Below are 20254 nucleotides of genomic sequence, written 5' to 3'. Positions count from 1 at the left end.
GGAAACATTCATGAAAAAATTAATTAACATCACACTAGCATTAATAATATCGGCAATTGTTTTAGCAGGGTGCGGTTCAGGGTCTGATTCAGATGATACAGTTAAAGTAGGGTTAAACGGTTCTGGTGTTCCTATATGGGAAAAAGTAAAAGAACTAGCTGCTGAAGAAGGCATAGAAATAGAGTTAGTAGAATTTGCGGATTATGTTAGACCAAATCTAGCATTAGCTGACGGAGATATTGACCTTAACGCTTTCCAAACGGTTTCTTACTTTGATGCATTTATTGAAGAGCGTAATTTAGACTTAGAGCCGATTGCGGCAACGCTCATTGCGCCAATGGGGATATACTCTGAAAAATACAAAAGTGTTGAAGAGATTCCAGAAGGAGCATCCGTAGCCCTTCCAAAAGAAGCGACGAATATGGGACGCGCCTTGCTATTACTAGAAAAGGCTGGTTTGATCGGACTTCCAGAAGGTTTTGACGGGAATGGATCCATAGATAAAATTCAAGAAAACCCGAAAAATCTCAAGTTTGAACCTGTCGTGGCAGCTCAAACACCAAGAGTATTACCGGATGTTGCAATCTCTGTCATTAATAATGGGGTAGCTGTTGAAGCGGGATTCAACCCTGTTAACGATTCAATCTTTGTCGAGGACGACACAGCGACACCTTACATTAATATCATTGCCGCGCAGTCGAGTGAAGCGGACAATGAAACGTACCAGAAAATCGTAGACATTTATCAAACAGAAGAAGTAGCGAACCATATTAGAGACGTTTATGATGACTCTTTAATTCCTACTTTTGTAGATTTAGATAAGATTGGTTGGTAGGTTTACGTCAACTTTTGCAGAATTTACGTCAACTTTTCGCAAGTTATCGTTAAGTTTTTTAATTGTATCGGCAACTTTTTAGAGATTTACGTCAAGTTTTTCAAAATAATCGTCAAGTTTTAATGATTTTACGTCAAGTTTAAGCCGCGCCCAAGGGTGAACGAATCCCTTGTGTGTGGTTATATTTTTATTTGAGCTGTATCCATTTCAAACATATCAATAAAACGCCTTGCACTTTTCGTTAAATAACGATCCTTTGACCAAATAATTGCTGATTTAGACGGGATTTCCTCATCTTCAATTTTTAACATGTTAATCCCGCTAACATTTTTATGGTGATAAGTCGATTCTGGAATTATGGTTCCACCAACTCCTGAGCGAACCAAATCTAGAATCATATCCACATCTGGACAATCCAATATAATGTTAGGATTTAGTCCTCGCCTTTTAAATTTATCTAAAATCACTTCGTATTGGCCTACCCCTTTAATGCGGTGCAATAACATCAATGGATGTTCTGATAATTGCTGCATCGTTATAGACGCATCATGGAGCTCATTCCATTCCTCTGGTAAAACAGCTACGTAATTTTCATCGGGTAAGTGCAGGTAGTCAAAAGGTTCAAGGTCTAATGGGAGTCTTATGATGGCGAAGTCAAGTTCATGATTCAATAGATGTTCAGCTAGAGTATAAGAATCGCCCTCTTTTAACCTGAACGAAATGTTTGGGAATTGTGACCTAAATAAATTAAGTTTGTCTGGAATATAAGAAAAGCAAGTTTTAACACAGCCGACCGCAAGCTGGCCAGCATAACCTTCTCCTACATCCCGAACTTCTGTTACAGCATCATCCATATGCGAAAAAATTGCTTCTACTTTTCTAAATAAAACTTCACCTGCTTCAGTTAAAACAAGTTTGCGAGATTGACGGTCAAACAAAGTCACTCCTAGTTCGTTTTCAAGGTCTTTGAGGCTTTTGCTTAGGGGAGGTTGTTGAATGTGAAGTTTTTTTGCGGCTTTCGTAATTTGACCCTCTATTGCAATCGTATGGAAGTACTTTAAACGTTTGAAATCCATCGATTAACTCAGCTCCCATATATTTTTTATATAGATATATAACATAATTGATATTTTTAATATACCAAAAGTCGTGCTAATATTCAAAATATAAAGTATTAAAAGCGCTTACAAAGTTTTGAGGAGGAGATCTTATGCCAGCAAAAACGGGTAAAGAGTATATCGAACGACTTAAAAAAGCTAAAAACAATGTTTATATCGGAGGAGAACGTGTAGAGGACGTGACGGAACATCCTGCCTTCAAAAACGTTGTCCAATCAATGGCTAAACTTTACGATATTCAACACGAAAAACCAGAAAAAATGTTGTATAAATCCCCGACGACAGGCGATTTAGTCAGTAAAACGTTTATGCTTCCAAAAACGATTGACGACTTAATCGAACGAAGGGAAGCGATTATGGAGTGGCAAGACTTCACAAAAGGTGTCATGGGACGATCTCCAGACTACTTAAATGCAGAAGTCATGACGATGGAAGCAGCCTATGAATTTTACGGTCAAAGTAATCCACTATTCGCTGAAAATGCTAGAAAGTATGCAGAGTACGCAAGAGAGAATGACATAAGCTTAACGCATACATTAATCCACCCGCAGGTTAACCGGGCAAAAATTCAGGCTGAACAAAAAGATGCCAATGTCGCCTTACATGTTGTTGAGAAAAACGATGACGGCGTAGTTGTGGATGGCATTAGACTACTTGCAACTCAAGGTGGTATTACGGATGAAATTATGGTGTTTCCTTCAACAGTAAAAAAAGCTGGAGAAAAAGATGATCCATATTCATTAGCTTTTGCGATTCCAAATAATACGCCAGGCTTAAAATTCTTAAGTCGTGAGACGTTTGATTATGGTAAAAACAGCTATGATCACCCGTTAGGCTCTAAATTTGAAGAAGGAGATACGATTGTTGCCTTTGACAATGTGCTAGTCCCTTGGGATCGTATTTTTATATTAGAAGATTCAACCATTTGTAACAGGGCTTTTGCTGAAACAAATGCAGTTGTACACATGACGCATCAGGTAGTAGCAAAAGACATTGCTAAAACAGAGTTCTTATTAGGTGTTGTATTAACATTAATGGACTCGATTGGAATTGATGGATTCCAGCATGTCAAAGACAAGGGTACTGAAATTATGCTGACGTTAGAGAACATGAAATCCCATTTATTCCGTGCTGAACACAACGCTAAACTGGACCAGTGGGGTGTGATGACTCCAGACTTTGAAGCGTTAAATGCAGCTCGTAACTGGTACCCAAGAGTGTACCCTCGATTAGCTGAAATTTTAAGAATCCTTGGTGCTTCAGGCATGATGGGTATTCCAAGCTACGATGACTTCAACTCAGAAGAAATTGGACCGATTTTACACCGCGCTATGCAAGGTAAAAATGTGGAAGGCTTTGAACGCGTTCAAATTTTCCGCTTAGCTTGGGATTTAACAATGAGTGCCTTTGGTAGCCGCCAAACTCATTACGAATATTACTTCTTCGGAGATCCGGTCAAAATGGGGATGGCTTATTTTGATCAGTATGATAAAGAAAAATACAAAGACATGGTTAAAGATTTCTTGAAGCGTGAAGATATCGCAAGACCAAGTGCCATTGGCAATAAACTGAACGTATAAAAACTGACTGAGGAGGATGACAATGGATGATCGTACATTTCGTAATGCGATGGGACGTTTTGCAACAGGTGTCACGATTGTAACAACACAAGTCGGTGATGATACTCATGGCATGACCGCTAATGCGTTTATGTCCGTATCATTAGATCCAAAGCTAGTTACTATTTCAATTGATCATAACGCCAGAATGTATGAGCGAATTAAGGCGTCAGGTCAGTTCGCTGTTAGCATCTTAACGGATGAACAGAAGGAAGTTTCCATGCATTTTGCTGGGCAAAAAGATGACCCAAGTGTTGTTGAATTTGATTATATTAGTGGGATTCCTGTTATTCGCGATGCCCTTGCAGCCGTTGTGTGTAATGTCGCAGAATCATTTGAAGTTGGTGACCACACGTTATTTATCGGTCAAGTGTTAGAAATTAAATTAACAGACGGGAACCCATTAGCCTTTTTTGAAGGTAAGTATGGGAGTTATCAACCTGTTTAAGTGAAAAGGAAATGCTCTAGCATTAAGCGGGATTCTAATCTAAACACCCGCTTGAGCTGGGCATTTCTTTATGTTAATTAGTTTTCCTTGCATATATTGTAATTCGCTTTCGGTGGCTGCTTTTAGCCGACCTGGAGTCGTCACCTGCGCTCAACTCTTATGCCCAACTTATTCGCACTACTTAATAACTAAACAAAAAGTTGAAATCATATATAATTTCATATATAATACACTTAAATAATAGTTAGAATTGTCAAACAATTAAAAGGAGAGGATCGTGTGACTCAATATCAAGCACCAGCACAACAGAAACTCGACGATATTTCGGTGTACATTAACGGTGAGTTTGTCGAAGCTAGCAGCAAGGAAACTTTCGAAAACTTAAGTCCTTACACAAATGAAAAAATTAATTTAGTAGCATCAGGGGATGCATCGGATATCGACCGAGCTGTAGCTGCTGCTAATGATGCCTTTCACGGTGAGTGGGGCCAGCTTAAACTAGATGAGCGTTTGGATTACGTTTACAAAATCGGTGATTTAATTGAACAACATAGTGAAGAGATCGCGATGCTAGAGTCGTATGATACAGGTTTACCAATTAGTCAGACGAGAAAAATGATAGCCCGTTCAGCTAAAAACTTTAGATTTTATGCGGATATGGTCAAAAGTCACCTGTACGGTGAAGCTTATCAAGTTGATGATGAATTTATTAATTACTCGGTGCGCAAGCCCGTTGGTGTGGCAGGTCTTATTACACCTTGGAATGCGCCATTTATGCTTGAAACTTGGAAAATCGCCCCGGCATTAGCAACAGGTAATACAGTCGTATTAAAACCAGCTGAGTGGTCGCCACTTTCGGCCAACCGCATTGCTGAAGTGATTGATCAAGCAGGTCTACCAAAAGGTGTATTTAACGTCGTTCACGGATATGGTGAAACGGCGGGTGCTGCTTTAGTTAGACACCCAGATGTTCCGTTAATTTCATTCACAGGTGAAACAACGACAGGTTCAGAAATTATGAAAAATGGTGCAGATGCACTAAAACAATTCTCGATGGAGTTAGGCGGGAAGTCGCCAATTGTTATTTTTGATGACGCTGACTTAGAGCGTGCACTAGACGCATGTACATGGGGAGTATTCTCCTTTAATGGTGAGCGTTGTACGGCTAACTCTAGAGTTTATCTTCATGAAGATATTGCCGATGATTTCATTAATAAACTTAAACAACGTGTTGATAACATTCGTGTCGGTGACCCAATGGACCCTGACACTCAAGTTGGCCCATTAGTGCATCGTAATCACTACGATAATGTTAAAGGTTACATTGACCTTGCTAAAGAAGAAGGCTGTGAGGTTTATAGTGGAAAGGTCCCTGAAGAGTTTAGTAGAGGAAATTACGTTGCGCCAACGTTACTTTTAAATGCTGATCAAAATATGCGAGTTGTCCAAGAGGAAATTTTTGGACCTGTCATTGCCGTTATGACGTTTAAAGATGAACAAGAAGTCATCGAAAAAGCCAACGATGTCCGTTATGGTCTTGCAGGGTACGTTTGGACTAAAGATATTCAGCGTGGTCACCGAGTTGCTCAAGCCATTGATGCAGGGATGTTGTGGGTGAACTCACAAAATGTTCGTGACTTACGTACGCCATTTGGTGGCTCTAAACATAGTGGGATTGGCCGTGAAGGTGGCTTTTACGCATTCGAATTTTATACTGAGACTCAGATTATTCATGTTTCAGTCAAAGACCATCATATTCCGCAGTTTGGTAAATAAAAACAGGGAAGGAGAAAGTGTTATGAATTCAAATATTATTCGTTGTGGCCGTGCCGTTTTACACGTAACTGACTTAGAGCGTTCAAAAGAATTTTATGAAGCATTAGGCTTTATCGTTACTGAACTTGATTCTGAAAGCGTTTTTTTAAGAGGACTTGAAGAACACAATCACCATAGTTTACTCCTAAAAAAGCGTGAAAAACCTGTGCTTGAAGTCATGAGCTATAAGGTTTATTCAGATGAGGATCTCGATAAACTAGCAAACTACTTCGAAAACGAAGGCACAAAAGTTAGATGGCTTGAAAAAGGAACTCAGCACGCTTTGGGTCGTTCTTTCCGCATTCAAGACCCTCAAGGTTTGCCTGTAGAGTTTTATGCTGAGATGGATTCAGTTGATCGGCTACTACAACGCTATGACTTATATAAAGGTGCCAAAGTACAACGCATTGATCACTTTAACTGTGCCGTAACAAACGTTCAAGAAAATTATGATTATTACATTAATAACTTAGGTTTTGCTTGTTCGGAATATACCGTTGATGATCAAGAACAAATTTGGGCAGCATGGCTTCATCGTAAGCCGAGTGTACATGATGTGGCGTTTATGAACGGAGTTGGCCCGCGTTTACACCACATTGGGTTCTGGTTGAAAGATCCAATGAGTTTAATCGATGGTTGCGACGTTTTAGCTTCAATGGGCTATGCGAAAAACATTGAACGTGGACCAGGTAGGCACGGTTTATCAAATGCCTTTTTCTTATACCTAAGAGACCCTGATGGTCACCGCATTGAACTCTACAATGGAGATTATTTAACCAGTGATCCTGATTTTAAACCAATTAAGTGGGACTTAAATGACCCATTACGTCAAACGTTCTGGGGACATGAAGCGCCTGATAGCTGGTTTGATGAAGCGTCGATTGTTTTAGATGTCCACACGGAAGAGCCGGTTGAAACAGGTGAGCCGAAGCTTAAAAAGACCAAACCTCAATTTATGATTTAACACTAGTTAGGAGGATTAAGTATGTCAAAGCAATATGAAGAGATTAAGCAGAAATTAAGAGGGTCTATTACGCCCGTTATTACCCCTTTTAAATCGAATTATGAAGTTGATTTTGAAAAACAATCAGAACTGATCGAGTACCAGTTAGAAAATGGGACGCATGCTATTTCAGTAACAGGAACCTCTGGGGAACCAAGTTCATTAACGATTGAAGAGCGCGTTCAAGTTATGGAAAATGCAGCTAAAACGATTAATGGTCGTGTGCCTTTTGCGCCTGGCACAGGGTCAACCAACCACGATGAGACGATGTACTTAACAAAGAAAGCGCAGGAAATGGGCGCAGATGCTGCGATGGTAATCGTTCCATATTACAATAAGCCAAATCAACAGGCGCTTTATAAGCATTTTAAAACCGTAGCGGATTCAGTAGACATTCCGATTATTGTCTATAACATACCGGGTCGTACCGCGAAAAACTTAGAGGTTGAAACGTTAGCTAAGCTTGCGAAGGATTGCCCAAATATTATAGGTGTTAAGGAATCGAATAAGGACTTTGAACATGTTAACCGAGTGCTCCTGAATTGCGGAAGAGATTTTCTATTATTCTCTGGAATCGAGCTACTTTGTTATCCAATGCTAGCAATAGGCGGAGCAGGTTCCATTAGTGCAACAGCGAACGTTGAGCCAAAGAAAGTGGCCGAAATGCACGATGCATGGTTTAATGGTGACGTAAAAAGAGCGCAAGAATTACATTATGAATTGATGCGATTAAATGACGTGTTATTTAAAGATACCAACCCTGCGCCAGTTAAAGCGGCATTAGGTATGATGGGTAAAATTGAACCTGTCTTAAGATTGCCGATGGATCTACCATCTGAAAGTATTCAAGATGATATTCGTCAGACGCTAAAGGATTATAAATTAATTTAAACTATTAGGTAAGCTGGCTAAGGTTAGCCTGCTTACCTCAAATGTTTTTACATAATGTGAAAGAGGTGATCATTCAATGACACGCATAAAATTCAAGCTTCAAGGCTTTCCTCAAATAAAAGAAGGCAAATTAGATTTAGATAACTCACAAGTGATACTAAATGGCCAAAACTATTCTATAAATCAATTAACATTTGATAATCCCATATCAGGTACATTATACGGAACGGTCCTCAACTATAAAGGGGAATATGAGCTATTAAAACCCGAAATGGATGAAAAGCCATACCAAAAACCGCCTGAGGCACCGGTTCTTTATATTAAACCTGTTAATACATTTTCGTCGCATCAGAAGCCCATTCCATTACCTGAGGGAGAAGAGCAAGTTCAAATTGGAGCTGCATTAGGGTTAGTCATTGGACAAACGGCGACAAAGGTTAAAGCTGAAGACGCACTTGATTACATTGAGGGCTACACGGTCGTTAATGATGTCAGTTTGCCTTTTGCAAGTGTTTACAGGCCAGCTATTAAGCAAAAAGCAAGAGATGGATTTTGCCCAATTGGGCCGTGGATTGTTAAACGGGATGAAATAAAAGATCCGCACCAATTAACCACTAAAGTGTGGGTAAACGGTGAGTTAAAACAAGAAAACAATACAAATAATCTAATTCGAACTATTCCTGAATTATTAGAAGACGTGACTGAGTTTATGACGTTATATGAAGGAGATGTTCTGCTTGTAGGGGTTCCCGAACATCAGCCGTATGCGAGGCTAGGAGACCGAGTAAAAATTGAAGTTGAACACGTAGGTTTTTTAGAACATGACGTCGTAAAAGAGAGCGATGTTTATACACGTGAGGTGAGTGCAGATGAAGTACGGTAGGGTAATGTATGAATCAAGAGTGCACGATGTCGTTGAAGTTGATGGGAAAGTACAATTACGGGATGGTAGATTACTTGATGAACAGGAAGTCGAATGGTTAGCACCCGTAGAACCGCAAACGATTTTTACGCTTGGATTAAATTATGCTGATCACGCCAAGGAACTTTCATTTACGAGTCCCTTACCAGAACCGCTTGTATTCTTTAAAGGTAAAAATACGGTAAACGGTCACCTTGGAAAAACTGTTAGACCGAATGATGTCGAGTTTATGCACTACGAGTGTGAACTCGCAGTTGTGATTGGGAAAAGTGCTAAGAATGTCAACAAAGAAGATGCATTAGACTACGTCAAAGGTTACACCATCGCTAATGACTATGCGATTCGTGATTATCTAGAAAACTATTTTCGCCCGAACTTAAGAGTGAAGAACCGTGATGGCTGCACGCCGGTTGGTCCATGGATGGTTGAGAAGGATGATATTGACGACCCTATGAACCTGCAGCTTAGAACGTTTGTGAATGGTCAAAAAACTCAAGAAGGCTCCACAAAAGACATGATTTTAGGTGTGGCCGAGTTAATCGAATACTTAAGTAGTTTTATGACATTAAATGAAGGTGACCTAATTTTAACAGGGACACCAAAAGGTTCGGTAGACACGAAAGTAGGAGACGAAGTCGTAACGGAAGTAGAAGGAATCGGAAGACTGGTCAATACGATTGTAGGCGAATAAGGCAGAAGGAGGGTGATCCCATGCCGCATTTCACTTTAGAATATACGAATAACCTAAAAGAAGAGATCGACGTATCAAGCCTTTTATTAAAAATCAATCAAGCACTTCTTAAACATGACCATATCGTTCCAATCGGAGGCCTAAGATCAAGAGCTATTGAACTGTCTCATTATGTTGTTGCAGATGGGGAAGAGAATGATGCCTTTATTCACGGTACGCTTAAGCTCGGCACGGGGCGAACTGATGATGAGAAGAAATTACTCTGTGATGAGATTTATAATGTTGTTACCAAAGAACTCGGTCATTTATTTGATGAACGGTACTTAGCTTTTTCACTAGAACTCTATGAATTTACGTTTCCGACCTATAAGAAAAATAATATTCATGAACGTTATAAAAAGAAAGGGTGAGAGAATTGACGAAGTTATATGAGCTTTATGTTGATGGAAAGTGGTTTGGTCAGGACCTAGACAAAATAGATGTCGTGAGCCCTGCAACCCAGGAAGTGATTGCTCAGGTACCTAAAGCGGGAAAGGATGATGCCGTTAAAGCTGTTGATGCTGCAGAAGCGGCTTTAGAAAGTTGGTCAAAGTTAACAGCGGAAGAACGAGGACAATACTTAGAAACTTGGCATCAATTAATAGACGATGAGAGGGAAACGTTAGGTAAGCTCATGACGGAAGAACAAGGTAAGCCTCTTAAAGAAGCCATCGGTGAAGTAAAGTATGCGAATGGTTTTATTAAATGGTATGCCGAAGAAGGTAAGCGAATTTATGGTGACATTATCCCTGCCTCACATCCAAACAAAAGAATCTTGGTTCAAAAGCAGCCAGTCGGCGTGGTGTCTGCGATTACACCGTGGAATTTTCCGGCTGCCATGATCACAAGAAAAGTGGCACCAGCATTAGCAGCAGGTTGTACCGTTGTGTTTAAACCAGCTACTCAAACACCGCTAACGGCTATAAAACTAGTAGAACTTGCTGAAAAAGCAGGCATTCCTAAAGGCGTCATCAATATAGTTGTAGGTAGTTCGAGTCAAATCGGAAAAGCCTGGTCAGATGACTCCAGAGTTCGCAAACTGACATTTACAGGATCAACGGAAGTAGGGAAGTTACTTATGCGTGATGCGGCTAACACGATGAAAAAAGTGTCGCTAGAACTTGGTGGTCACGCTCCAGTAATTGTCATGGAAGATGCTGATTTAAAGAAAGCCGTTAAGGGTGTTATTCAGTCGAAATTCAGAAATGCAGGTCAGACATGTATTTGCGCTAACCGTGTATATGTACATGAATCAGTCGAACAAGACTTTTTAGAACTATTAAAAGAAGAAGTGAGACAGCTAAAAGTAGGCAACGGCTTAGACGACGGAACCGACATTGGCCCATTAATTGATGAAGATGCAATGAAGAAAGTAGATGAACATGTTCAGGATGCCGTCAATCAAGGTGCGAAACTTGAAATAGGTGGATCCAAAATCGAGGATAACAAAGGGTTCTACTTTGAGCCAACTGTTCTATCAAATGTAAATGACGACATGGTGTGCATGAATGATGAAACCTTCGGGCCACTAGTACCAGTCACTACTTTTCAAGCTGAAGATGAAGTGATCAAGCGTGCGAATCAGACTCCGTTCGGTTTAGCATCATATGTATTTACTGAAAACATTAGCCGCGCTTTCCGAATTAGCGAAGCCCTACACTTTGGAATCGTCGGATTAAATGATGGTGCACCATCGACACCACAAGCTCCTTTTGGTGGCTTCAAAGAAAGTGGATTAGGTCGTGAAGGTGGGTATTACGGCATAGAAGAATACTTGGAGACGAAATATATTTCGTTAGGGTTATAGGGAAGTGGATGAAAATCCGCTTCTTTTTATACATATAAAGAATGTTTGAGAGTAGGTTATGATCATGACTAACAGTAAGCTCTGGACACCACAATATATCGTTATCATTTCTATCACACTTCTATTTTTTCTTTCGATACATGTTATTAATTCAGTGTTTCCTATTTATGTCATGAGCTTTTCAAATAATCCTACCATTGCAGGATTAATGTTAACTGCATTTATGTCCGCCGCGATCGTAACTAGATTTGTTTTATCCTTGTATATTTTGAATATTAATTTTAGAAAAACAATCATATTGAATCTCATTCTATTATTTATATGCCTTATGTTGAGCTATGATCGGGAGTCTATTTATTTTTTACTCTTAATTAGATTCATCGAAGGAGTCAATTTTGGTATCATTTCCACGATCTTAGCCACACAAGTTTCATATATAATCCCAACCAAACAAACAGGGAAGGGATTTAACTATTTTGCATTAGCTACGACTTTAGGTGCTAGTTTAAGTCCGGCGCTTGCCATAATGTTATTCCATTCTAGTTCGTTCAATACAGTAATCATCGTGACTACAATATTGGTAGTATTAATGCTTGTGTTCTTAATTTTCGTAAAGTCTTTTCAGACCCCAGCAACTCAAAAGTCCTTAAATAATAAATTAACAATGTTGTTTGATAAGCGGGCTATACTGCCTTGCGCGCTTATGTTTTTGTTATGTATAACGTTTAGTAGTGTTTTCAATTTTATAGAAGGTTTAGGTAGAGAAATAAACTTAGAGGACCAAATCACTTGGTTTTTTGTTTCATTTGTTGCACTAATAATCGGAGCTAGGCTTTTCGCTGGTTCATTATTCGATCGTGGTTATGGAATTAAACTTATTTACATCTCGAGTCTAACAGGGTTTTTAGGCTTAGCTATATTAATGTCCGTAGACTCGATTGGTTTTTTAGTTGTTGCGGGAGCATTTTACGGATTCGCATACGGAGTTATGCACCCTACTCTGCAAGCGTTCGCGGTTAGTACAGTTTCAGCAGAGAAGAGGGGTACTGCAAATGTAATGTTCTTAACAGGCATGGATTTAGGGATGGCGATAGGTTCAGTGATGCTAGGTTTTATCGTAAAGAGCTTAGGTTTTGCCGAGATGTATGGAGTATCATCACTGTTTTTAATTATAATACCGATTATTTTATTTTTATTTATAAAGTTGAAAGTTCACAATTTCTTGCCAGCCAATTAAGAATAGGGGGAGTTTGAGTTTGGGTAATAATAAACTTGAGATGACATCTAATAAACGTGGAGAGATTATGGTTGATGGTGAACGTATGATCTTGACTTCTCCTTCAGTATTTGGAACTTTGGTTAAAGATTTATCAGAAAACATTTCAGAGTCGAGAATGAAAGGGTTTATGATTCGATATGGATGGAACTTAGGAGTCAATGACGCTAAAAAAATGAAGAAAAATCACAAGCTATCACTAGAGAATCATTTAAAAAAAGGCCCCACTTTGCATATGATGCGTGGTTATACAGAGGTAGTTAGAACTCATTTTAGTATTGACTATAATTCAGATCAATCTGTTCAATGTATACATGTCGAAGGTAAATGGCTAAATTCATATGAGGCTGAAGAATACATTAAACAGTTTGGCTGCTCGAATTCTCCGGTATGTCACACACTAGTTGGTTATGCAAGTGGGTATTACTCTGAAATCTGTCAAAAGTCCGTTTACTTTAAAGAAGTAAGCTGTAAAGGAATGGGAGACTCCCATTGTTCTTATGTAGGAAAAACCCTGCAAGAGTGGGGGGAAGATATTAAGGAGGAGCTAAGATACTACCAAGATCAAGCTATCGTAAAAGAGTTAGAAAAAACGTATAAACAACTAATTGAAGAACAAAACATTATATCTCGTAGTTTTCATATTCATAAACTGCTAACAGATGAACTTGCTAACGGTAGTGACCTCCAAGACATGGCGAGTGTCGTACATAATGAAACGAAAGTGCCATTATTAATAGAAGATGTCCATTTTAATCCGATAGCTTACTCAGGAATTCAGGAAGACAGACTTATAGAAATTTATGAACATGAGATAGTAGAAAAATACGATCAAACAGAGATCATAGAAACAAGAAGTCATTGCAGGATGGTCACTCCTATTTATTTAAAAGAACAACTTTTAGGTTACTGTTCATTCATTCAGGAAGATCAAGTGCAATTATCAAAGGCCGACCAAATGATATTAGAAAGGGTAGCAACTGTTTGTTCTTTATATTTATTAAATGAGAAAAATGCGTTTGAAGCAACAGAACGCGTAAAAGGTCAATTTTTAGAACAGATTATTTCGGGTCAAGCATTAACTAAACAAGAAATATTAAAACGTGGGTCCTTTATAAGCATTGACTTAAGCAAACCATTTCAAATCGCCATTCTAAAATATTCAAACATCCAGACTGCTGAGGATCACGATTTACTATTAAATGATCGTTTAATTAGTTGGGTCAGAGACTATTTTAAAAAATCTAAAGATATACTGATTGGTCAAAAAGGAAGTGAAATCATTGTTCTGGTTCAATCTGAACCTTATGAAAAGTTCTCCTCACTTATTAGTTACTTAAAGCAAGCTGAACCCGAATTAAGTTATTCAATAGGAATTAGCACAATAGATAACCAAATTGAACAAGCCAGCCATCTATACCATGAAGCTAAGGTGGCTTTGCAAATGACAAAAGGTCATAACAAAGTAACAGAGTTTGACGAACTAGGTGTCATTGGACTGTTACTAGATTCTTCAAATAAAGATGCGGTTAGATTTAAGGCTAAACAACTCCTAGACCCTATATATCATGCAGAACATCATTCAAGTGAACTCCTTAAAACATTATATGTGTTCTTATCTAATGGAGGGAACTTAGAGCAGACCATGAGAGACTTATCATTATCACTGAGTGGACTTCGTTATAGAGTTAAACGAATTGAACAACTTACTGGACATAACTTACGCAACCCAGAAATCACTCATCAACTTTACATCACTTTGCAATTTTTAATAAGTGAGGGTGAACTCGAATTATAGGTTAGACAATTTCTGTTTGATTAAATGACCTAACTTGAACATTTTATGTCGTAGAATGAAGGGTGTTTATTTGATAACCTTTAATTAGAATTTTCTAAATATTTAGGAGGTTATCGGATGTACACAGGTAAAGAATATCTAGAAAGTCTTAAAGACGGCCGTGAAGTATATTTAAACGGTGAAAAAGTTGAAGATGTAACGACGCACCCTGCTTATCGAAATGCAGCTAAATCAGTTTCTTTATTATATGATGCTTTACATGCTCCTGATAAGAAAGACATTTTAACAACAGATTCAGACTATGGTACGAAAACACATAAATTTTTCAAAGCGGCAAGAAATTCAAAAGAATTATTGGAAGCACGCGACGCGATGGCAGAATGGTCTAAGCTTAGTTATGGTTTTATGGGCAGAACTCCTGATTATAAAGCCGCATTTTTAGGGTCACTCGGCCCTTTTGCAGATTTCTATGAAGGTTTTGAGGACAATGCAAGACGTTGGTATAAGAAAGGCCAAATTGAAGTTCCGTTTTGTAATCATACCATTGTGAATCCTCAATTGGATCGAAGTGAACCTCTTGAAAAAAATAAAGACGTTTTTGTTCGTGCAGTTGAGGAGCGTGATGATGGCATAATTGTAAGCGGTGCCAAAATGGTAGGTACATCAGCTGCATTAACGCATTATAACTTTGTAGCTAATTTTGCGCCGTTAATGCCAGGTGACGATAGTCACGCTTTAATATTCTTTGTTCCAATGAATGCACAAGGTCTTAAAGTCATCAGCAGGCAATCATATGAAGAAATTGCCGTTAAAGCTGGATCACCTTTTGATTATCCACTTTCAAGTCGATTTGACGAAAATGACGCAGTTATCGTTTTAGACAATGTTTTTATTCCTTGGGAAGACGTTTTAACCTATAAAAATATTGAGATTACAAATGGTTTTAGACCTCAAACAGGTTGGTTAAACCGCTATACCTTCCAAGGCTGCACACGTTTTGCAGTAAAACTGGATTTCATGGTCGGATTGTTAATGAAAGCGACTGAATCTGCAGGCTCAAATAACTTTAGAGGAGTTCAGGCCGCAATTGGTGAAGTCATTGCCTGGAGAAATATGTTCTGGTCTATTTCAACTGCAATGGCAACTGATCCTGAAGAGGCCCCAGGAGGCTACGTCTTACCTAATAAAACGTATGCTACAGCTTATCGTACATTTGCCCCGATGGTTTGGCCTAAAGTTAAAGAAGTTTTTGAACAAGTTGTCGCAGGAGGTTTAATACAATTGCCATCAAGTTCTAAAGACTTTTTAAACCCTGAACTACGCCCATATCTTGACCAGTATTATAAAGGGTCTGGAGGTATTTCAGCTGAAGAGAGAGTGAAATTACTAAAAATGGTTTGGGATGCAATAGGAACTGAATTTGGTGGAAGAAATGAACTTTATGAGATTAATTATGCTGGTAATCAGGATGCGATACGTTTAGATAACTTGAAGATCGCAGAATCTAATGGTCAAATGAACCTGTTTAAACAATTTGTAGATGATGCTTTAAGTGACTATGATTTGAATGGTTGGACATCTAACACATGGTTTAACCCAGAACAGCAAGAGCTAAAAGTTTAGTTCGACTGGAGGTATTCCAAGATGGAAATGGTGTATTTACAGTATAAAGAGGATTTTTTAGAGATGTCACCTCAGTCAATGGCCATTGGTTTTTTCGATGGTGTTCATTTAGGCCATCAAGAGCTTTTAAATGAAGCGAATAAACAAGCTAAGAGAAACAATCTAACATTTTCTGCGATGACCTTTACCCCTCACCCAAATGAAGTCATTAAAGGTAGAGGTTCCATCAAATATATTATGACACTTGAGGAAAAGATCGATAAGTTGAAATCACTCGGAGTTGAACGATTATATATAGTACCGTTTAATATGGATTTCGCTTCTCTTTCACCTCAGGACTTTATAGAGAACTATATATGTAAACTAACTGTTAAACATGTCGTTGTGGGATTTGATTTTACATTCGGTTTTAAAGCATCAGGTAATGCCAAGTTACTAGGAGAATTAAAAGATCAGTATGACTATCAATTATCAGTGATCGATAAGAAAAAAGTTAATAATGAAAAAATAAGTTCAACTAGAATAAGAGAATTGATTAGTAGTGGTGCGGTTGAGATGATTCCGTATTATTTAGGGAATCAATATTCTATTAAACCAGTTGTTCAATCAACAGAGAAAGAAGGTGTCTATAAGCTAGAGGTACCTGATTATTTAAACTGTCTAAAAGATACCTACTACGACGTAATGATTATACAAGGGAAAAATAAAATACCAGCTATCTATAAGAAAACAAGTCATTCATCAGATGGCCATTTTTTAGAAACGTTTGGTAAGAAGTTACTTTGTGAACAGTATGCTGAAATTAAGTTTTATAGAGCCATAAACGAAAAGTTTGATATGAAGGAGGCAAACAGATGAAGAACCGTACATTTCGAGATGCAATGGGAAAATTTGCAACGGGGGTAACGATCGTTACAACTAAAGTAAATGATCAAACACATGGGATGACAGCAAATGCATTTATGTCAGTATCATTAGATCCTCAGCTCATTACAATATCAATCGACAATAATGCAAAAATGCTAGATTATATCAAAGAATCTGGGAAGTTTGCTGTTAGCATTTTAAAAGACGAACAAAAAGAAGTCTCGATGCATTTTGCAGGACAAAAAGACAATCCAGATGTCGTAAGCTTTGATGAGGTATATGGGATTCCTATTATCCAAGACTCATTAGCATCAGTCATATGTGAAGTAGATAAAAGTGTCGAAGCTGGTGATCACACTTTATTTATTGGGGAAGTACTAGAGTTGAAACTAACAGATGGTAGTCCTTTAGCTTTTTTTAGTGGTAAATATGGGAGTTACCAAGTGGTATAAAGAGGTGTTTTAGAGCACCTCTTTATTTATCAGTTTTTGAAATAACTAAATTATTTTAATATTTAAATATATTATTGAAATTATATATTATTTTATATATAATTACAGTAAGTAAGAATATGAAAGCGTTAACAATACGAATTGGGGGAGAAAATATGAAGCGTCTATTGGTTGTGATTACGAGTTTATTGTTGATGACATTGCTTTCAGCTTGTGTTGAAAGTGCAGATGGATCCTCAGGAGAGGGAGGGGAACAGAACCTAGTTATTTCTCACTTCTTACCAGGACAACACCCTATTCAAACGCAAGTATTTGAAGATATCGGTAGCACAATGAATGAAGAAACAGATGGAAGAATTACATACGAATTATATCCGGCTAATGCCTTAGGTGATGCTGGATCACAATACGATATGGCTGTTACAGGTGAAGCCGATATTGCATTAAGTGTTTATGGTTATACACCAGGTCGTTTTCCTTCGGTTTCAGTTTTAGAATTACCATTCTTAGCCGAAACAGCCGAGCATGGCTCTAAAATTCTATGGAATCTATACAAAGAATTCCCTGAAATACAAGAAGAACATAACGAAACAGAGCCATTATTTTTATTTACAGCTGAACCAGCCCAACTAATTAGTATTGATCATAAAATTGAGTCACCAGAAGACTTAGAAGGATTGAGAGTAAGATCGCCATCTCCACTAGGTAATAAAATTTTAGAATCGCTTGGAGCTGCACCTGTGTCAATGCCTATGGGTGATGTATACGAAGCTTTAGAAAGAGGCACAGTTGATGTAGCAATGGTTCCTTTAGAAACCTTATATAATTACAGTTTTCATGAGATTGCAAAATATATAACCGTTGGTAACTTTTCAGCTACCCCATTCTTCTCGGTTATGAATAAGGATACGTACAACAATTTAAGCGAAAGCGATCAAGAGTTATTGAAGGGCTTAGTTGGCGAAGAACGTTCAGCTGAAGCAGGTAGAGTATTTGATGTTGACGGTCAAAAAGGTAAAGAATTAGCAAAAGAAAACGGTGCAGAATTCATTGAGCTAACAGATGAACAACTTAAGCCGTGGAAGGACGCCTTAAAAGATGTAACACAAGGCTGGATTCAAGATATGGAAAAAGAAGGGCTTCCAGGTCAAGAGATATATGAACGGGCGAAAGAGCTAAAAGAAGAAGTTAAAGAGTAATACAATTAAAAGGTTGTGTTCACTGTGGAAAAAATAGTGAGACTCGTTTGCAAAGGGCTACAATATGTGGCCCAATTTGTTTTATTTATAATGGCGTTAATGGTGACGCTCGATGTCATAGGTCGTAAATTCTTTAAAGCACCTATCACAGGAACGGTAGATGTAGTAGAAGTAGGGTTAATCGTTGTTATTTTCGCAAGTATTGCTTACACACATCTAAATGAAGAACATATAACAGTTGATTTTGTTGTTGAGAAATTTCCTGAAAAATTGCAGTATGTCGTTGAAATAATTATTAATGTGGTTATTGCAATATTAATGATCTTGATTTCATGGAGTATGTGGAACAATGCACAAAGACTATTAGACTCAAACACTGTAACTGGTGATATAGAGTTACCGATGTTTATATTTGCAGTATTTAGTGTGATTGGAACTGTTATGTTTGCGTTAGTGGCAGTCGTTTTAGCTCTTAGGTATAGACAGAAGGTGATAAGAAAATGATTACAGCTGAGATGTTAGGTGTTATAGGTATTGTTGTTTTACTTATATTGTTTATGTTGAAAATCCCAGTAGGTATATCTCTAATTATAGTCGGGTTTATTGGGACCAGTATGATTAGAGGATGGGATGTGGCCTTTTCTCAATTGGGCCGTACACCTTTTGATACAGCTTCGTCATATTCCTTGAGTGTAATTCCATTATTTATTTTAATGGGGATGGTCTTATCAAACACTGGTATTGGAAGTGATTTATACAAAGCTGTCGACCATTGGGTTGGTCACCTTCGTGGTGGTCTAGCTATGGCAACAATCGGAACTTCAAGTATTTTCTCTGCTATATCAGGTTCACTTAATGCGACCACGGCAACTGTTTCAAAAATAGCTCTTCCCGAAATGGAAAAGTATAACTATAAATCTAGTCTTTCGACTGCTTGTGTTGCTGCAGGAGGAACGTTAGGAATATTAATCCCACCTAGTGTCATTTTAATATTATATGGAATTCTGACTAGAGAACCAATTGGTGCATTGCTAATAGCAGGTATTATTCCGGGGATCTTACAAGTCATCTTGTTTATGATAACTATTGCTATTCTAGTTTCGAGAAAGCCAAACTTGGCACCTGCTCGAACAGAAAAAGTATCCTTTAGTGAAAAATTTAAATCAGTAGCCAAAATTTGGCCATTCCTACTTCTTTTCTTAATTACAATAGGAGGAATCTATGCTGGTTTCTTCACCCCGACCGAGGCCGCAGGTGTAGGTGCTTTCTGTTCCATTTTAGTTGCACTGATCAGTAAAAAACTTAACTGGAAAAGGTTCTTGGATTCGTTTAATGAATCAGTAAGGTTAACAGCGTACATATTCCTTATACTAATCGGCGCGACCTTGTTCGGGCAGTTTATAACGATCAGTAGAATACCGCAAGAACTAACATCATTTGTAGGTAGCCTTGAGTTAAACAATTATATTATTCTAGTTTTTATCTTACTAGCCTTATTCTTACTTGGTTGCTTTGTAGAAGGATTATCATTAATTGTTTTAACTCTTCCAATTGTATATCCGATCATTACTGAACTAGGGTTTAATGGCATTTGGTTTGGAATTATCATGGTTATGGCTATTAACATTGGTTCGTTAACGCCACCAATTGGTATCAGTGTCTATGTAATTAAAGGGGCTGCACCTCACATTCCAATACAGACCATATTCAAAGGTGTCATGCCGATGATTGTGGCAATGGTTATTTGCGTTGCAGTTCTTATTGTAATACCTGATTTAGTAACCGTTCTACCAGATATGATGAATAAATAGAACTCACCATTCACTTTTTGGTATATTAGGAGTAGACTAT

The 20254-nt window shown here is 38.1% G+C and carries 19 protein-coding genes; 18 read left to right on the top strand and 1 reads right to left on the bottom strand.

The genetic code is table 11. The annotated features are described in order from the left end of the window. The first annotated feature begins 10 nt into the window (after positions 1–10). A complete protein-coding gene (locus ACFSW4_RS07890; RefSeq protein WP_054752741.1) occupies positions 11–835 on the top strand; it encodes a MetQ/NlpA family ABC transporter substrate-binding protein in 825 nt (274 codons plus the stop codon). A 179-nt stretch (positions 836–1014) separates the two neighbouring features. On the opposite strand, the gene ACFSW4_RS07885 is transcribed toward ACFSW4_RS07890, so the two are convergent. Next, positions 1015–1911, bottom strand: coding sequence for a LysR family transcriptional regulator (locus tag ACFSW4_RS07885; protein ID WP_377328535.1), 897 nt, complete (start codon positions 1909–1911; stop codon positions 1015–1017). Between the two features lie 134 nt (positions 1912–2045). Between ACFSW4_RS07885 and hpaB the strand changes: the two genes are divergently transcribed. The 17 genes from hpaB (at position 2046) to ACFSW4_RS07800 (ending at position 20214) form a co-directional block, all read left to right on the top strand. Beyond that, a complete protein-coding gene (gene hpaB / locus ACFSW4_RS07880; RefSeq protein WP_377328533.1) occupies positions 2046–3533 on the top strand; it encodes a 4-hydroxyphenylacetate 3-monooxygenase, oxygenase component in 1488 nt (495 codons plus the stop codon). A 22-nt stretch (positions 3534–3555) separates the two neighbouring features. Continuing rightward, the gene (locus tag ACFSW4_RS07875) at positions 3556–4020 is read left to right on the top strand and encodes a flavin reductase family protein (RefSeq protein ID WP_377328531.1); all 465 of its coding nucleotides are present in this window, start codon (positions 3556–3558) and stop codon (positions 4018–4020) included. 279 nt (positions 4021–4299) lie between these two features. After that, complete coding sequence (hpaE, locus tag ACFSW4_RS07870; protein WP_054752735.1) at positions 4300–5796, top strand: 5-carboxymethyl-2-hydroxymuconate semialdehyde dehydrogenase; 1497 nt, start codon at positions 4300–4302, stop codon at positions 5794–5796. 22 nt (positions 5797–5818) lie between these two features. Then, positions 5819–6799: a 3,4-dihydroxyphenylacetate 2,3-dioxygenase gene (hpaD, locus tag ACFSW4_RS07865; protein ID WP_377328529.1), complete on the top strand. Its 981-nt coding sequence runs from the start codon at positions 5819–5821 to the stop codon at positions 6797–6799. Between the two features lie 21 nt (positions 6800–6820). Beyond that, positions 6821–7729, top strand: coding sequence for a 2,4-dihydroxyhept-2-ene-1,7-dioic acid aldolase (gene hpaI, locus ACFSW4_RS07860; protein WP_054752731.1), 909 nt, complete (start codon positions 6821–6823; stop codon positions 7727–7729). Positions 7730–7805: 76 nt separating this feature from the next. Beyond that, positions 7806–8612, top strand: coding sequence for a fumarylacetoacetate hydrolase family protein (locus ACFSW4_RS07855; protein WP_054752729.1), 807 nt, complete (start codon positions 7806–7808; stop codon positions 8610–8612). Beyond that, entirely contained in the window at positions 8599–9342 is a 744-nt protein-coding gene (locus ACFSW4_RS07850; RefSeq protein WP_054752727.1) for a fumarylacetoacetate hydrolase family protein, read from the top strand. The genes ACFSW4_RS07855 and ACFSW4_RS07850 overlap by 14 nt, the downstream gene beginning before the upstream one ends. Before the next feature lie 20 nt (positions 9343–9362). After that, positions 9363–9752, top strand: a complete 390-nt coding sequence (locus tag ACFSW4_RS07845; RefSeq protein WP_054752725.1) for a 5-carboxymethyl-2-hydroxymuconate Delta-isomerase — start codon at positions 9363–9365, stop codon at positions 9750–9752. Positions 9753–9757: 5 nt separating this feature from the next. Next, positions 9758–11188 (top strand): NAD-dependent succinate-semialdehyde dehydrogenase, encoded by a 1431-nt coding sequence (locus ACFSW4_RS07840; protein ID WP_377328527.1) that lies wholly within the window; start codon positions 9758–9760, stop codon positions 11186–11188. Between the two features lie 64 nt (positions 11189–11252). Further along, complete coding sequence (locus ACFSW4_RS07835; RefSeq protein ID WP_377328525.1) at positions 11253–12425, top strand: MFS transporter; 1173 nt, start codon at positions 11253–11255, stop codon at positions 12423–12425. Positions 12426–12444: 19 nt separating this feature from the next. Beyond that, on the top strand, positions 12445–14262 hold the full coding sequence (locus ACFSW4_RS07830; protein WP_377328523.1) for a XylR N-terminal domain-containing protein: 1818 nt from the start codon (positions 12445–12447) through the stop codon (positions 14260–14262). A 117-nt stretch (positions 14263–14379) separates the two neighbouring features. Continuing rightward, on the top strand, positions 14380–15885 hold the full coding sequence (locus ACFSW4_RS07825) for a 4-hydroxyphenylacetate 3-hydroxylase family protein (protein ID WP_377328521.1): 1506 nt from the start codon (positions 14380–14382) through the stop codon (positions 15883–15885). Between the two features lie 21 nt (positions 15886–15906). Beyond that, positions 15907–16743 carry a hypothetical protein gene (locus ACFSW4_RS07820; protein WP_377328519.1) on the top strand — a complete coding sequence of 279 codons (837 nt, stop codon included), beginning with the start codon at positions 15907–15909 and terminating at the stop codon, positions 16741–16743. Next, a complete protein-coding gene (locus tag ACFSW4_RS07815; protein WP_377328517.1) occupies positions 16740–17204 on the top strand; it encodes a flavin reductase family protein in 465 nt (154 codons plus the stop codon). The genes ACFSW4_RS07820 and ACFSW4_RS07815 overlap by 4 nt, the downstream gene beginning before the upstream one ends. A gap of 155 nt (positions 17205–17359) precedes the next feature. Further along, positions 17360–18403 (top strand): TRAP transporter substrate-binding protein, encoded by a 1044-nt coding sequence (locus tag ACFSW4_RS07810; RefSeq protein ID WP_377328515.1) that lies wholly within the window; start codon positions 17360–17362, stop codon positions 18401–18403. Between the two features lie 24 nt (positions 18404–18427). Beyond that, positions 18428–18907 (top strand): TRAP transporter small permease, encoded by a 480-nt coding sequence (locus ACFSW4_RS07805; RefSeq protein WP_054752526.1) that lies wholly within the window; start codon positions 18428–18430, stop codon positions 18905–18907. Beyond that, positions 18907–20214: a TRAP transporter large permease gene (locus ACFSW4_RS07800; protein WP_377328675.1), complete on the top strand. Its 1308-nt coding sequence runs from the start codon at positions 18907–18909 to the stop codon at positions 20212–20214. Before ACFSW4_RS07805 ends, ACFSW4_RS07800 begins: the two co-directional genes overlap by 1 nt. Positions 20215–20254: the final 40 nt, after the last annotated feature.

This window comes from Piscibacillus salipiscarius (genome assembly GCF_042685285.1).
GTDB lineage: Bacteria > Bacillota > Bacilli > Bacillales > Alkalibacillaceae > Piscibacillus > Piscibacillus salipiscarius.
Note: the sequence above shows the minus strand (reverse complement) of the source record. Positions and strands in the feature narration are given on the sequence as shown.